The sequence below is a fragment of the Tropicimonas sediminicola genome (assembly GCF_900188335.1).
Lineage (GTDB): Bacteria > Pseudomonadota > Alphaproteobacteria > Rhodobacterales > Rhodobacteraceae > Tropicimonas > Tropicimonas sediminicola.
The window spans coordinates 30,582-45,010 of sequence record NZ_FZOY01000003.1; the positions used below are offsets into that span (position 1 = coordinate 30,582).

At 67.6% G+C, this 14,429-nt stretch carries 12 protein-coding genes and 1 tRNA gene; 5 read left to right on the top strand and 8 right to left on the bottom strand.

Annotated elements, in window-relative coordinates; translation table 11 throughout:
* Nucleotides 1–195 precede the first annotated feature (195 nt).
* From CHB86_RS08680 to CHB86_RS08690, 3 genes are all read left to right on the top strand, one after another.
* Nucleotides 196–2,715 carry a penicillin-binding protein 1A gene (locus CHB86_RS08680; protein ID WP_089232651.1) on the top strand — a complete coding sequence of 840 codons (2,520 nt, stop codon included), beginning with the start codon at nucleotides 196–198 and terminating at the stop codon, nucleotides 2,713–2,715.
* 117 nt (nucleotides 2,716–2,832) lie between these two features.
* Complete coding sequence (prfB, locus tag CHB86_RS08685) at nucleotides 2,833–3,957, top strand: peptide chain release factor 2 (protein ID WP_089232652.1); 1,125 nt, start codon at nucleotides 2,833–2,835, stop codon at nucleotides 3,955–3,957.
* A 140-nt stretch (nucleotides 3,958–4,097) separates the two neighbouring features.
* Nucleotides 4,098–4,898, top strand: coding sequence for a DUF2189 domain-containing protein (locus tag CHB86_RS08690; protein ID WP_089232653.1), 801 nt, complete (start codon nucleotides 4,098–4,100; stop codon nucleotides 4,896–4,898).
* 74 nt (nucleotides 4,899–4,972) lie between these two features.
* Here CHB86_RS08690 and CHB86_RS08695 read toward each other — a convergent pair whose 3' ends face one another.
* The 4 genes from CHB86_RS08695 to CHB86_RS08710 all read right to left on the bottom strand — a co-directional run bounded on the left by CHB86_RS08695 (nucleotide 4,973) and on the right by CHB86_RS08710 (nucleotide 8,377).
* Nucleotides 4,973–5,476: a bactofilin family protein gene (locus tag CHB86_RS08695; RefSeq protein ID WP_089232654.1), complete on the bottom strand. Its 504-nt coding sequence runs from the start codon at nucleotides 5,474–5,476 to the stop codon at nucleotides 4,973–4,975.
* Complete coding sequence (locus CHB86_RS08700) at nucleotides 5,466–6,785, bottom strand: M23 family metallopeptidase (RefSeq protein ID WP_089232655.1); 1,320 nt, start codon at nucleotides 6,783–6,785, stop codon at nucleotides 5,466–5,468. The genes CHB86_RS08695 and CHB86_RS08700 overlap by 11 nt, the downstream gene beginning before the upstream one ends.
* Before the next feature lie 208 nt (nucleotides 6,786–6,993).
* Nucleotides 6,994–7,824: a ferritin-like domain-containing protein gene (locus CHB86_RS08705; protein ID WP_089233079.1), complete on the bottom strand. Its 831-nt coding sequence runs from the start codon at nucleotides 7,822–7,824 to the stop codon at nucleotides 6,994–6,996.
* A gap of 91 nt (nucleotides 7,825–7,915) precedes the next feature.
* Entirely contained in the window at nucleotides 7,916–8,377 is a 462-nt protein-coding gene (locus tag CHB86_RS08710) for a peroxiredoxin (protein WP_089232656.1), read from the bottom strand.
* Between the two features lie 96 nt (nucleotides 8,378–8,473).
* On the opposite strand from CHB86_RS08710, the gene CHB86_RS08715 reads away from it, so the two are divergent.
* Nucleotides 8,474–11,884 (top strand): AsmA-like C-terminal region-containing protein, encoded by a 3,411-nt coding sequence (locus CHB86_RS08715; RefSeq protein WP_089232657.1) that lies wholly within the window; start codon nucleotides 8,474–8,476, stop codon nucleotides 11,882–11,884.
* Nucleotides 11,885–11,886: 2 nt separating this feature from the next.
* Nucleotides 11,887–12,933 carry a tRNA preQ1(34) S-adenosylmethionine ribosyltransferase-isomerase QueA gene (queA, locus tag CHB86_RS08720; RefSeq protein WP_089232658.1) on the top strand — a complete coding sequence of 349 codons (1,047 nt, stop codon included), beginning with the start codon at nucleotides 11,887–11,889 and terminating at the stop codon, nucleotides 12,931–12,933.
* A 61-nt stretch (nucleotides 12,934–12,994) separates the two neighbouring features.
* Here the strand turns inward: queA and CHB86_RS08725 are convergent.
* The 4 genes from CHB86_RS08725 to CHB86_RS08740 form a co-directional block, all read right to left on the bottom strand.
* Nucleotides 12,995–13,069 (bottom strand) — tRNA-Gly (locus CHB86_RS08725).
* Nucleotides 13,070–13,178: 109 nt separating this feature from the next.
* The gene (locus tag CHB86_RS08730) at nucleotides 13,179–13,565 is read right to left on the bottom strand and encodes an MAPEG family protein (RefSeq protein WP_089232659.1); all 387 of its coding nucleotides are present in this window, start codon (nucleotides 13,563–13,565) and stop codon (nucleotides 13,179–13,181) included.
* Nucleotides 13,566–13,763: 198 nt separating this feature from the next.
* The gene (locus CHB86_RS08735) at nucleotides 13,764–13,946 is read right to left on the bottom strand and encodes a hypothetical protein (protein ID WP_089232660.1); all 183 of its coding nucleotides are present in this window, start codon (nucleotides 13,944–13,946) and stop codon (nucleotides 13,764–13,766) included.
* 25 nt (nucleotides 13,947–13,971) lie between these two features.
* Nucleotides 13,972–14,376, bottom strand: a complete 405-nt coding sequence (locus CHB86_RS08740; protein ID WP_089232661.1) for a hypothetical protein — start codon at nucleotides 14,374–14,376, stop codon at nucleotides 13,972–13,974.
* Between the last annotated feature and the right edge of the window lie 53 nt (nucleotides 14,377–14,429).

The following is a 14,429-nucleotide window of genomic DNA, read 5'->3' on the forward strand; positions in this document are numbered from 1 at the left end:
ACCCTAGGCCGGCCGCCCCCGGTCCGCCAGTCCGGTTCCAAGGATCGCGGCGCCAACCGCGTCCTACCGTGCAGGCCGCTCTTACGCAGACGTGACCGGAAGGACGGCACCATGCCGCCGATTCCCGGCCCGGTTGCTTTTGACCCCTCACCGCAGCTTGCGTATAACCGCGTCAAGCACAGACAGGACCCTTGCATGATCCGCGCTCTCTTCAGCCTTCTCGGCGGAATCTTCACGCTCGTCGTCACCGGCGCGCTCTTCGTGGCGCTGCTGGCCGGCGGCGTCATCTGGATGTACGCCCGCGATCTGCCCGACCACGAGGAACTGGCGCGCTACACGCCCAAGACGATCAGCCGGGTCTATTCCGGCGAGGGCGAGATCATCGACGAATTCGCCACCGAACGCCGCCTCTTCGTCCCGGCCGAGGACATCCCGCCGCTGGTGAAGCAGGCCTTCATCTCGGCGGAAGACAAGAACTTCTACGAGCACAAGGGCTATGACCCCGCCGGTATCGCCAAGGCGGCGCTGGACGCGGCGCAGGGCGGCCGGCTGCGCGGCGCCTCGACCATCACCCAGCAGGTGATGAAGAACTTCCTGCTCAGCTCCGACCGCTCCGTCGAGCGCAAGATGAAGGAAATCCTGCTCGCCGCCCGCGTGGAACAGGCGCTCGACAAGGAAAAGATCCTCGAGCTTTATCTCAACGAGATCTTCCTCGGCCAGAACTCCTACGGCGTCGCCGCCGCCGCACAGACCTATTTCAACAAGACCCTCGTGCAGCTTGAGCCGCACGAAGCGGCCTACCTGGCCGCGCTGCCCAAGGCGCCGTCGAACTACCATCCCGTCACCCAGAAGGAAGAAGCGACGATCCGGCGCGACTTCGTGCTGCGCGAGATGTTCGAGAACGGCTATCTCGACCGCGAGACCTACGAGGCCGAAGTGGCGAAACCGCTCCGCAGCGTGCAGAACGGAGACTTTCCCTCGTTCCGCCGCAGCCTGCCGCCGCGCGACTACTTCACCGACGAGATCCGCCGCCAGCTGTCGAGCGAATTCGGCCGCGACGAGTTCTTCGGCGGCGGTCTGACGATCCGCGCAACGGTCGACCCGGACCTTCAGGTCGAGGCGGCGCAATCCCTGCGCAAGGCGCTGGAGGATTACGACCGCAGCCGCGGCATCTGGAACAAGAGCCGCCGGAAGATCCCGGCCGAGGCGCTGGAGAGCGAGGAAAGCTGGCGCGCGGCGCTGGCCGACGTGACCATCGCGCGCGATATCGAGCTGGACGGCACCTGGTATCCGGCCGTGGTGCTCGAGATCGCCGACCAGTCGATGACCCTCGGCGCCGAGGGGATAGACGGCACGATCGAGGTCCCGCGCGAGGACATCGCCTGGATCAAGGGGGACTTCGCCGCCAATTTCGAGCGCGGGGACGTGGTCCACGTGCGCCGGATGACCCAGGACGGCGAGTTCCTGCGCTGGTCCCTCCGCCAGGTGCCGCGGGTGCAGGGCGCCTTCGTCGCCATGGACGTGCACACCGGCCGCGTGCTGGCGATGCAGGGCGGCTTCTCCTACCAGGCGTCGGTCTTCAACCGCGCGACGCAGGCGACCCGCCAGCCCGGCTCGGCCTTCAAGCCCTTCGTCTATGCCGCGGCGCTCGATTCCGGCTACACGCCCGCAACCATCGTTGTCGACGCGCCGATCGAGATCGACACGCCCGAGGGCGTCTGGCGGCCGAAGAACGCGTCGAACAAGTTCTACGGCCCGACCCCGCTGCGCACCGGCATCGAGCGCAGCCGGAACCTGATGACCATCCGCCTCGCGCAGGAGGTCGGCATGGACACCGTCGCCCGCTACGCCGAGGATTTCGGCGTCTACGATCACCTGGGCCGCTACCTCGCCAACGCGCTCGGCAGCCAGGAGACCACGCTCTACAAGATGGTCGCTGCCTATTCGATGTTCGCCAATGGCGGCGAGCGGGTGGAACCGACGCTGGTCGACCGGGTGCAGGACCGCTGGGGCGCCACCGTCTACCGGCAGGACCAGCGTGTCTGTCCGGATTGCGAACTGGCCTCGCTCGAGCCCGGCTTCGCGCCGCGGATCATCTCGGACCGCAAGCGGGCGATCGACGCGATCACCGCCTACCAGCTGACCTCGATGATGCGGGGCGTGGTGGAACGCGGCACCGCGGCCGGCACCGTGGGCGCGGCCAACCTCGGCGTGCCGGTGGCCGGCAAGACCGGGACGACCAACGACGCCAAGGACGTCTGGTTCGTCGGCTTTACCTCGAACATCGCTGCCGGCTGCTACATCGGCTATGACCAGCCCCGCCCGCTGGGCAGCGGCGCCTCCGGTGGCGGCATGTGCGGCCCCGTCTTCACCCGGTTCATGCGCGAAGCGGTCGCCAAATACGGCGGCGGCCCGTTCGAGGTTCCGGAGGGCGGGTTCTTCGTCAAGATCGACCGCTTCAGCGGCGCCCGGCTGTCGGATGACGCAACGGGCGATCACGTCGTCGCGGAATACTTCCGTATCGGCGAGGATCCGATCTTCGGCATCGGCGCGCTGGTGGACGGCGGGTTTGTCATGGGGGCGAACGTGCCGATGTTCTCGCGCGGCGAGGACGACGCCACCGAGAGCACCACCGTCACCACCTCGACCGGCCGCACTGTCCGGATCGCGCCCAAGGCGAGCTTCGGCTCGCTCAGCTCGGGCGGGCTCTACTGACACCTGCGCGTTCCGGCGGGCCGGGGGCTTCGGCTTGCGGCACGCCGGATGCCGGATTATATCAAGGGGCCGCGCGGCACTGCTGTCTGCGTGGCCAGTTTCGTTACAGGACCCCCAATGCGCGCCGAGACCCAGAATACCGTTGATGCCATCCGCAAGTCGCTGACGCTGCTCGGCCAGAGGATGGACCTCGAGACAGCCGATCACCGTCTGGAGGAGTTCAACGCGCGCGTCGAGGATCCGACCCTCTGGGACGATCCGGCCGCGGCGCAGAAGCTGATGCGCGAGCGCCAGATGCTGGTGGATTCGATGGCCAGCTATCGGGGCCTCGAGCAGGAGTTGAACGACAATATCGAGCTGATCGAGCTCGGCGAGATGGAAGAGGACGAGGAGGTCGTTAGCGAGGCCGAGACGGCGCTGAAGGCGCTGGCCGAGAAAGCCGCCGAGAAGGAACTCGAAGCCCTGCTCGACGGTGAGGCCGACGGCAACGACACCTTCCTCGAGATCAACGCCGGCGCGGGCGGCACCGAGGCCTGCGACTGGGCGGCGATGCTGCAGCGGATGTATGTCCGCTGGGCCGAGAAGCGTGGCTACAAGGTGGAGCTGCAATCCGAGGAAGCCGGCGCCGAGGCCGGCATCAAGTCCGTCGCGTACAAGATCTCCGGCCCCAATGCCTATGGCTGGCTCAAGTCCGAGAGCGGCGTGCACCGGCTGGTGCGGATCTCGCCCTTCGGCAAGGGCACCCGCGAGACTTCCTTCGCCTCCGTCTGGGTCTACCCGGTTGTCGACGACAACATCGAGATCGAGGTGAACCCGGCCGATATCCGGATCGACACCTATCGCTCCTCGGGTGCCGGCGGTCAGCACGTGAACACCACCGACTCTGCCGTCCGGATCACCCACGCGCCCACGGGCATCGTCGTGACCTCGTCTGAGAAGTCGCAGCACCAGAACCGCGACATCGCCATGAAGGCGCTGAAATCCCGGCTCTACCAGATGGAGCTTGACCGCCGGAACGAGGCGATCAACGAGGCCCACGCGGCCAAGGGCTCGGCCGGCTGGGGCAACCAGATCCGCTCCTACGTCTTGCAGCCCTACCAGATGGTCAAGGACCTGCGGACCAACCACGAGACCTCCGACACGCAGGGCGTGCTCGACGGCGACCTGGACGCCTTCATGGGCGCGACGCTGGCGATGGACGTGGCCGGCAAGAGCCGCAGCGAGGCCCGGGCCGAGGACTGACGCGCCGGCCTCCGGGCCGCAGCGATCGGTCGGGGCGTGCGCAACCGCCCTCGGCACTCCGCCATCATCCGCAAGGCACTTGATTTGCGCCGCTCCGGGCGGTCATTCTCCCATGGCCGGCAGGCAGGGGAGGACAATGCATGACAGACACCGTGGTGCCCGAGGCATCGCCACGCCCGGATATCGCCATCCTGGACCGGAGCGACCTGGTCTATGCGCTCGACATGGGGTGGAAGGATTTCCGGAAAGCGCCGTTCTTCGGCCTCGTCTTCTCGGTGGTCTACGTCCTCGGCGGGCTGTTCCTCGCCTTCGTCTCGGGCGGGTTCGTCACCCAGACGGTCATCCTGGCCCTCGGCTTCCCGCTGATCGCCCCTTTTGCCGCTGTCGGACTCTACGAGACCAGCCGGCGGATCGAGGAGGGACGGCCGCTCGACCTCTACCAGATCTTCGGCGTGATCTGGAACGAGAAGGACCGGCAGATCCCCTGGGTGGGCGCGATCATCGTGATCTACTTCCTGTTCTACAGCTTCCTCGCCCACATGATCTTTGCGCTCTTCATGGGGCTCTCGGTGATGACCAACGTGACCTCCTCCTACGAGGTCTTCCTGACCTCGAACGGGCTGACGATGATCGGCGTGGAACTCGCCGTGGGCGCGGTGCTGGGCTTCATCCTGTTCGGCCTCACCGTCTTCTCTCTGCCGCTGCTGGTCGACAAGGAGATCGACTTCATGACGGCGATGCTGCTGAGCTTCGAGGCGGTGCGGGAGAACGCCGGGGTGATGCTGGTCTGGGCCATCGTGATCGCCGTCTACATCGTGCTGGCGATGATCCCGGCCTTCCTCGGGCTGCTGGTGGCGCTGCCGGTGCTGGGACACGCGACCTGGCATCTCTATCGCCGGGCGCTGATCCATCCCGGCGAAGAGGACAAGCGCCCGGCGTAAGGCGCCTGCGGACATGAAAAAACGGGCGGGGCCTCGTGCCGCCGCCCGTCCGGATGGTTCGCCTCGGTAAGGCCTCAGCCTTCGGTCGTCACCTGGGCCTTCGCGGCCGGGCGCTGCTGGCCGCCGGTGCTGAGCGGATCGTCCTGCCGCTGCACGGAGCCTTCGAAATGCGCACCGCTCTCTATGGCGATGGTCTTGTGGATGATGTCGCCCTCGACCTTCGCGGTGGAGGTCAGGCGCACCTTGAGGCCGCGCACGCGTCCCACGATCCGGCCGTTGATCACCACGTCGTCGGCGACGCATTCGCCGCGGATGGTGGCGTTCTCGCCGATGGTCAGCAGGTGGGCGCGGATGTCGCCCTCCACGGTGCCTTCGACCTGGATGTCGCCGGTGGTCTTCAGGTTGCCGGTGATCGTCAGGTCAGACGACAGAACCGATGCCGGCGGCTTCGCCTTGGGCGCGGCGGGCTGGGTGTCCATCGGGGGCAGACCGCTCGACTTCTTGGCGATGTCGGGCGCCTTGGACGCATCGGTGTCCTTCGCCGGGCCAGGCTCGTTGATTCGGCTCTTAGAAAACATCTTTGGCTGCCTTGATAAAGTTCATAGGGTTCACGGGCTTTCCGTTCACATGCACCTCGTAGTGCAGGTGGGTGCCGGTCGACCGTCCGGTATTGCCCATATCACCGATCCTCTGTCCTTTCGAGACCCTTTGGCCCTCTTTGACGCGCAGGCGCGACATGTGGGCGTACCAGGTCTCGATGCCGAACTCGTGGCGCAGTTTCACCATCCGTCCGAAACCGGAATGCCAGCCCGCCTGCACCACCACGCCATCGGCGGTGGCATAGATCGGCGTGCCGTGGCTGCCGGCGAAATCGGTGCCGTTGTGCATCCGTCCCCAGCGGGGGCCGAAGCCGCTGGTGAAGCGGAAGGAGTCCTTGAGCGGCATGCCGAACGGCGCCTTTTCGGCGGCGATCCGGTAGAGGTTCATCCGGTCGAGCCCCTTGAGCAGCGTGTTGGCGCGCGCCTCGTCGGCGGAGGGCTCCATGCCCTTGGTGGAGAAGGAGATCGGCGTCAGCGGGCCGCCCTGGCCGGAATAGCCGCGACGCACCGCGTCCAGCAGGCGCTCGGGCGGCAGGCCGGCGCTCTTGAACATCTTCTCCAGCGGCTCGACCGAGACGGTCAGCGCCTCCTCGAGCTGGGTGAAGATCTTCTCGTTGCGGTCGAGGATCAGGTCGCGCTCGTAGGCGGCGGCCTCGGCCTCTTCCAGCGCGGCGGCGGCTTCCTCGGCCATGCTGTCGCGCTCGCTGGCGGTCCGCTCCAGTGCGGCGTTCAGGAAGTCCAGCGTGGCGTCGACCTCGGCGAGGGACGCCTTTTCGCTTTCGGTCTCCGCGCGGCCTTCGAGCACCGCGACCACCGCTTCCTTTTCCTGGCGGGCCTGGTCCCGTTCGTTGATCGTGCGGCGCAGCGCGGTCTGGACGACGCCGATGCCGGTTTCCAGCTCGTGGCGGCGGCTTTCGGAGGTCAGCAGCTGCGACTGCATCGCCGAAACCTGCTCCAGCGCGGCGTTGAACCGCTCGTGGGCGGCCAGTGCCTGGGCCTCTGCGGCTTCGCGCGCCAGCGACAGCTCGTTCAGCCGCTCTTCATAGAGCGCGCGGTCCCGGCCGGCCTGTTCGCGGATGTTGCCTGCCCCGATCGAGTCCATCAGCAGCACGGATGAGGCGATGATCGCCCAGCCTATCGTCGCGGCCGAGCCGAAGAGGGCGAGCGCCTGTGTCCCGGGGCGCAGCCGGATGAAGCGGGTGTTGTCGTCGGAGCGCAGGAACAGGCGCTGTTCCGGAAACCATCGTTCGAAGAAGTTGTGAATGCGGTCGTTCAGTCGCGTGCGCAATGCCCGTCCCCGTTCTCAGGATCATCTTGGCGATCCGACGTCGTGCCGATCCCCCCGGCCGCCGGTTCGCATCGGGCTTACGGTGCGGTCGGGCTCGGTGCAAGATTTATGGGCGCATCGATTGTTTGGGACGCAGTTGCACCGCCAAACCGGCAAGTTTTCGCCGATGAATCGGGGACTTCGCAGGCAAGATGCGGCGTATCTGCGCTCAGGTCGAACCGGCGCCGTCTGCGAGCGGCCAGTAGAAATCGGGCGGAATCCCGGCCTCGGCGCGCTTTTCCTCGTTGAAGGGGGGCTTCAGCGGGCCGTGGAAATAGCGGGTCACGAGGTCGTGGAAGACCTCTACCGGGTCGCGGTTGTCCCGGCCGCAGAGGAAGTGGAACCATTTCGAGCCGTAGGCGACGTGGTGCACCTCCTCGGCATAGATCACCTCCAGCGCCTCGATGGTCTGCGCGTCGCCGGCCTTGCGGAAGACGTCGATCATCCCCGGCGTCACGTCGAGCCCGCGGGCCTCCAGCACCATCGGCACGACGGCAAGCCGCCCGAGCAGGTCCTCGGCGGTGTCCTCGGCCGCGCGCCACATGCCGGCATGGGCCGGCAGGGCGCCGTAATGGCTGCCCTGGGCTTCAAGACAATCGCATATCAGGTTGAAATGCTTGGCTTCCTCATCGGCAGACTTCACCCAGTCATCGTAGAATCCCATCGGCATGGGCACATGGCCGAACCGGGCGATGATGTCCCAGTGCAGATCCACCGCGTTCAGCTCGATATGGGCGACCGCGTGCAGGATGGCGATCCGGCCCTGCGGCGAGCCCGGCCTGCGGCGCGGCACGTCGCGCGGGTCCAGCAGTTCCGGCCGTTCCGGGCGGGCAGGTTGGAGCGGCGGCGTGCCGGTGCCAACGGGAAGCGGCGTGCCGGCGGCGCGGGCGGCCTGCCAGGTGGCGGCATGGCGGCGCGCGAGCGCTGTCTTTTGGCGGCCATCGGCCGTCCGGAGCACCTCGCAGGCGAGGTCTGTCAGGGTTGGCCCGGTCTGAGACATCTGCGCGCCCTCGTTCTGCTCCGGCTCCTGCGCCGGAGGTTTCTTGCCTCCGGCGGGGATATTTCGGGACAGGCGAAGATGCAACGCCGGCTCAGAGCCCGCGAACGGCCTCCAGAACGGCCTCGGCGTGGCCGGGCACCTTCACCTTGGGCCAGACCTGGCGGACGATGCCGTCGCCGTCGATCAGCACGGTGGTGCGCTCGATTCCCATGAATTTCTTGCCGTACATGCTCTTTTCCTTGAACACGCCGTAGCGCTCGCAGACATCGCTCTCGGCATCGGACAGGAGCGTGACACCGAGATCATGCTTGTCGCGGAACTTGTCGTGCTTCTGCACCGTGTCCTTGGAGACGCCGAGCACGACCGCGCCGGCGGCCTCGAACTCCGGCAGCGCCTCGGTGAAGGCGACGGCTTCCTTGGTGCAGCCGCTGGTGTCGTCGCGCGGATAGAAGTAGAGCACCACCGCCTTCGGCTTGAGCGCCGACAGGGTGATCTCGCCGCCACCGTCGCGGGGCAGGGTGAAGTCGGGAGCCGGGGAGCCGGTGTCGATCATGTGACTGTCATCCTTCGTTGGAGGGCATATGCTTCCTTTCTAGTTCCCGAACCGCGAAGATAAAGGTCCGGGGAAAAGACCCCGCAAGGGAGAGGCGTGAAACAGCAGCAGGACACCGGGATCGCGGACGGCCACGGCGTCTCCGGATCGGGCGACGGGCAACCGGCGGCCGATGGTGTGCGCAAACCGCGCTCCGCGCGGCGGAAGCGGCGTGCGCTCCTCTGGGTGATCTTTGTCGCCTTCGATCTCGCTCTTGTTCTGGCGCTCGCGATCCTGCTTGGCGGGCTGATGCTGGCGGGGCGGGATCTGCCGGCGCCGGACTGGGTCGCCGAGCGTGCGGGCGAGGTGCTTTCCCAGGGGCTCGGCGGCGGGCAGGTAGAGATCGGCGAGGTCACGCTGCGGCTGGAGCACCGCGCCCTGCCGGAGGTCGCCTTCGAAGCGGTGCGGGTGACCGCGCCGAACGGAGCGGATCTGGCCGAGATCCCGCGCCTCGGTGTTTCCCTCGACAAGAGCGCGCTGCTGCAGCGGCGGGTGCAACCCAAGGTGCTGACTCTCGACGGCGCGGCCGTGCGTCTGCGTCGCAAGGTCGACGGCTCGCTCGACCTCGGCTTCGGGGGCGGCATGGGAACGGCGCGGCTCGGCTCGGTGGAGGAGGCGCTCGGCGTGGTCCGCAGGACGTTGGCGCTGCCGGGGATCGCTCCGATCAAGCGCATCGACCTGCGCGGTCTTGACCTGGAATTCAGCGACGAGCGGGCAGGCGAGGTCTGGCGGGTGCGCGACGGCAACCTGCTGGTCGAGCAGGACGGCGGCGCGCTGTCGGCCGCCGTGGATTTCGACATGCCCAAGCAAGGCGACGGCGATGCGGAGACGGATGCCACGGTCGCCCTCCGGCTGAGCATTGGCGAGGCGGGGGCGGGCGCGCAGGTCTCGGCGCTGGTCAAGAACGTGCCGGCGCGGGATATCGCGGCGCAGGCCCCGGCGCTGTCCTGGCTGAAACCGCTCGATGCCGAGGTCTCCGGGGCGCTGATCACCGGGCTCGACGAGGACGGCCGGATGGAGCCGCTGAACGGGACGCTGGAAATCGGCAGCGGCGTGTTCCAGCCCGAGGCGGCGGCGCAGCCGATCCCGTTCGACGGGGCGCGGGCCTATTTCGGCTACCGGCCGCGGGAGGAGAAGCTCACCTTCCAGGAACTCGCCTTCAGCGCGCCCGATGGAAGCTTCACCGCCACCGGTCATGCCTATCTCGACGGCATGGAGACGGGCTGGCCGGAGGCGCTGGTCGGGCAGTTCCAGTTCACCGACGTGCGGCTCGACCCGCCGGGGTTCCTGCCGCGCCCGGCGCATTTCGATGGCGGGGCGGTGGACCTGAAGGTCTCGCTCGATCCGTTCGAGGCGAAGCTTGGCCAGATCGTGCTGACCACCTCCGATCCCGAGGCCGGCGAGGCCGCGGGTCTGAGCCGGTTGGAGGGATCGGGGCGGGTCACGGCGGATGGCGGCGGCTGGCACGTGGCGCTCGACCTCGGGGTGGACCAGATCGAGGCCGGCTCGCTCATGGCACTCTGGCCCTTTGCGATGGCGCCGCGCACCCGCGACTGGATCGATCGCAACCTGATCGGCGGGGTGGTGGAGAACGCCAGCGCCGGGCTGAGGCTCGACCAGGGCGCGCGCCCCGACCTTGCGGTGACCTTCGAGTTCCGCGATGCCGAGGTGCGGGCGCTTCAGAGCCTGCCGACGATCACCAAAGCCTCGGGATATGCCTCCACCGGGCGCGGGCAGTTCGCGCTCTCGCTGGACGCCGGCCGGGTCGTGCCGCCGCAGGGCGGGCCGCTGGACCTCGCGGGCTCGGTCTTCAAGGTCATGGACATGACGACGAACCCGCGGATCGCCGAGATCGAGTGGCATTCGTCATCTTCCGTCACCGCCGCGCTGTCATTGCTCGACCAGGAGCCCTTCCGCTTTCTGCAGAAGGCGGGTCAACCGGTGACGCTGGCCGAGGGCCGGGCGGCGCTGGACGGCACCATCGCCTTTCCCATGAAACGGGGCATCCGGGGGCCGGACGTGGATTTCGACATCGCGGGCGATCTCACCGGGATCTCCTCCGAGCAGGCGGTGCCCGGCCGGCAGCTCGTCTCCGACCGGCTCGACCTGGTGGCGCGGCCGGTCGGGCTGACGATCGCGGGGGAGGCGGCACTGGACGGCGTGCCGCTCGATGGCATCTTCGACCTGCCGCTCGGCACCGCGACGGGCAGCCGGCCGGTCAACGTGGGCGGGACGATCCGGATCGGCGGGGATTTCGTGCGCGCCTTCGGCATCGGTCTGCCGGAGGGCAGCGTTACCGGGGCGGGTCCCGCACGGTTCACCGTGGAGCTTCCGGCCGGCGCGCCGCCGCTCTTCTCGCTCGAATCCTCGCTCGAAGGCGTCGGTCTCGCCCTGTCGGCCGTTGGGTGGTCGTTGCCGGAGGCTGGAGAGGGCTCCCTTTCGGTCTCGGGCAGGCTGGGCGCCAACCCCGCCGTCGATGCGCTGAGGCTGGACGCCGCCGGCCTTCTGGCGGAGGGCCGCGTGAGCCTTGCCGAAGGCGGAGGGCTCGACCGGGCGGAGTTCCAGCGGGTCTCGCTGGGCGGCTGGCTCGACGCGCCGGTCACGCTCCTGGGGCGCGGGCCGGGCCTGTCGCCCGCGATCGCGATCTCCGGCGGACAGATCGATCTGCGCCGCGCCCGCGCTGCGGGTGGCGGTGGGGGCGGGGGGAGCAGTGCCGGCCGAACCCCGATCTCGCTGGCGCTCGACCGCCTGCGGATCTCGGACTCGCTCTCGCTGGCGCCGTTCCGGGGCGAGCTGACCTCTGCGGGCGGGCTCACCGGCTCCTTCTCGGGCAACGTGAACGGCGCCGCCCCCGTGGCCGGCACCGTGCGGCCCGGGCGCGGCGGTGCTGCGGCCCTGCGGGTGCAATCCGAGAATGCCGGCGCGGTCTTCAAGGCCGCCGGCATCTTCCGCCAGGCGGAGGGGGGCAGCATGACGCTGTCGCTCGACCCCCGGGCCGAAACCGGTGAATACGACGGCCAACTCGCGGTCAGCGACGTGCGGGTGCGCAGCGCCTCGGGCCTTGCCGCCCTGGCGAACGCGATCTCGCTCGTGGGGCTGATCGACGAGCTCAACGGCTCGGGGATCGTCTTCAGCGACGTCGAGGCCGCCTTCCGCTTGACGCCCAGCTACGTGCAGGTCACACGCTCCTCCGGCGTCGGGCCCTCGCTCGGCATCACGATGGAAGGGGTCTACGACTTGGCAGGCGGCATTCTCGACATGCAGGGCGTCTTCTCGCCCGTCTACATGGTGAACTCGATCGGCTCGATCTTCACGCGGCGCGGCGAGGGTCTGTTCGGCGTGACCTACCGGATGCGCGGCCCGGCCTCGAACCCATCGGTCGAGGTCAACCCGCTCTCGGCGCTGACGCCGGGGATGTTCCGCGACCTGTTCCGTGCCCCGCCGCCGACCCCGCGGAACGGAGGCTGATCATGCGGCTCTCGGATTTCGATTTCACGCTGCCCGAGGATCTGGTGGCGACCCGCCCGGCGAACCCGCGCACCTCCGCCCGCCTGCTCGTGGCGGGCCCGGACACGATCACGGACGCCCGGGTTTCGAACCTGCCCGATTTCCTGCGCCCCGGCGACCGGCTGGTGCTCAACAATACCAAGGTGATCCCGGCCCGGCTCTCCGGCATTCGCCGACGCGACGGGGGCGAGGGCGTCACCGAGGCGCGGATCGAGGTCACCCTGCTCGACCCGCGCGGCGACGGTAGCTGGCAGGCGCTGGCGAAGCCCGCCAAGAAAGTGCGCGACGGCGAGGAGATCCACTTCGGACCCGGGTTCTCGGCCCGGGTTCTGGGCCGGTCCGAGGGGCAGCTGACGCTCGGTTTCACGCTGAAGGGCGATGATTTCGATGCCGCGCTCGATGCGGCCGGCGCGATGCCCCTGCCGCCCTACATCGCCGCCAAGCGCGCCGCGGACGCGCAGGACCGCACCGACTACCAGACCGTCTTTGCGCGCCACTCGGGCGCCGTCGCGGCCCCCACGGCGAGCCTCCATTTCGACCGGCCGCTGCTGGAGCGGATTGCCGCCATGGGGGTGGATTTCACCGAGGTCACACTGCATGTCGGCGCGGGCACCTTCCTGCCGGTGAAGGTCGACGACGTCTCCGAGCACAAGATGCATGCCGAGTGGGGCGAGGTGACCGGGGCCGCCGCCGCCGAGATCAACGCCACCCGCGCCGCGGGCGGGCGGATCATCCCCGTGGGCACCACCGCCTGCCGGCTGATCGAGAGTGCGGCCACCGATGCGGGCCTCGCTCCCTGGCGGGGCGAGACCGACATCTTCATCCGCCCCGGCTTCCGCTTCCGGGCGACCGACGCGCTGATGACCAACTTCCACCTGCCGAAATCGACGCTGATGATGCTGATCTCGGCGCTGATGGGGCGGGAGCGGGTGATGGAGATCTACGACCACGCGATCTCCGAGCGCTACCGTTTCTTCTCCTACGGAGACGCGTCGCTGCTGATCCCGTGACACGCGCATCGCGCGTGGCCGGGGTTGGCCGCATGTACTGTCGATGTCCTGAAGATCTCTTTGGAGCGGGCGATGAGATTCGAACTCACGACCCTTACCTTGGCAAGGTAATGCTCTACCCCTGAGCTACGCCCGCGTCCTAGAGTGAGCGGGGATTTAGCGAGTGGCGCGGGGGGCTTCAAGGGGAAAACGCGCCTCCCGCGCGAAAAATCGCCCAGCCCGCCCGGAGGCCGCGACGGGGCGGGTCAGAGGATCGACAGGTAGATGTTGGCCAGCGCCGCCAGCACCAGCATTACGAAGGTCAGCACCATCCCCACCTGCCGGGCCTGCATGATCTGCGGCTCGGAGCCGAGACCCACGGCATGGCTAACCCGCCCCAGAAACAGCATCGCGCCAAGCCCGTGAACGCTCCAGCCCGGCATCCCCTGAAGCTCGGCCATGGCAAGCAGGAGCAGGCCGAAAGGCGCGTATTCCGCGCAATTTGCCTGCACGCGCACCCGTTGCAGGAAAGAGGCGTCGGCGCCGTCGCCGATCGAGACATTGGCCGCGATGCGTTGGCGGATCACCCGCGCACTTAGCGCAACGAAGAGGAGGGCCAGCAGGCCGGCGTAGAATGGCGTGATTTCAAGCATTACATTGGACAATCTGGTTTCTGGCGGAAAAGGAACGGAACGACCACGCGCACCTTGGGGCATTCGATCAGGGACCCGCCGGACTGGCATCACTGGGGGACTGGTCTCAATCTACATACAGGAAATGCGACGTTGTCGGAAATCTGGGCTCTGCCTCCTGAACGAAAGATACGCGTCCTGTCGAGGTGTGCCGTTTCGTCAGTTGCTGCCGGTGAAGGACCAGATCACGTTGAAGATAAGGACGACGCCAAAGATCATCCCGGCCAACTTCCAATTGAAGCGCCTGTTCTCCCCACCGATGATGCCCATCCGTTTCGCGACGGCGAAGGTGGCAAGTATCAGCGCGGCGGTAATCAGCGCGTGAAGAACATCAAACTGCATATGAACTCCGATCAGGCGAAACCCGCTACTGGATTGAAAGGTCGACGTTGTATCCGACCGTCGCGCCTGCATCGCGGTCATTGCCCATCAGGTAGACCCGGATCGTGTAGGTGCCATCGGACGGTAGCTCTACGGTTGTGCTGTTGCCATCCATCGAGCTGTTGTAGATCGCCACGCCATCGCTGCCGGGCGGAAGGATGTTGAAAAACACGCTGCCGTTGCCGTTGGTGCCTGCAACGGAAAGGTCCACGAACATCTGCTGGCCGCCGCTGGCGCCAAGCCGATAGTCGAAATACTCGTCGCCAGTGATCGTGCCGCTGACCATTGTGCCGTAGTTCCCCGACTGAAACCGAACATCCGCGGTCATTTGCGCCGTGCCGGGACCTGCCCCCAGCATGACAAGAGACGCGAAGACGAGCTGTCGAAGCATTGGATACCCTCCTGGATTGGCGAAACTCTGCGGATGCCAAGAGGAAGTATAGG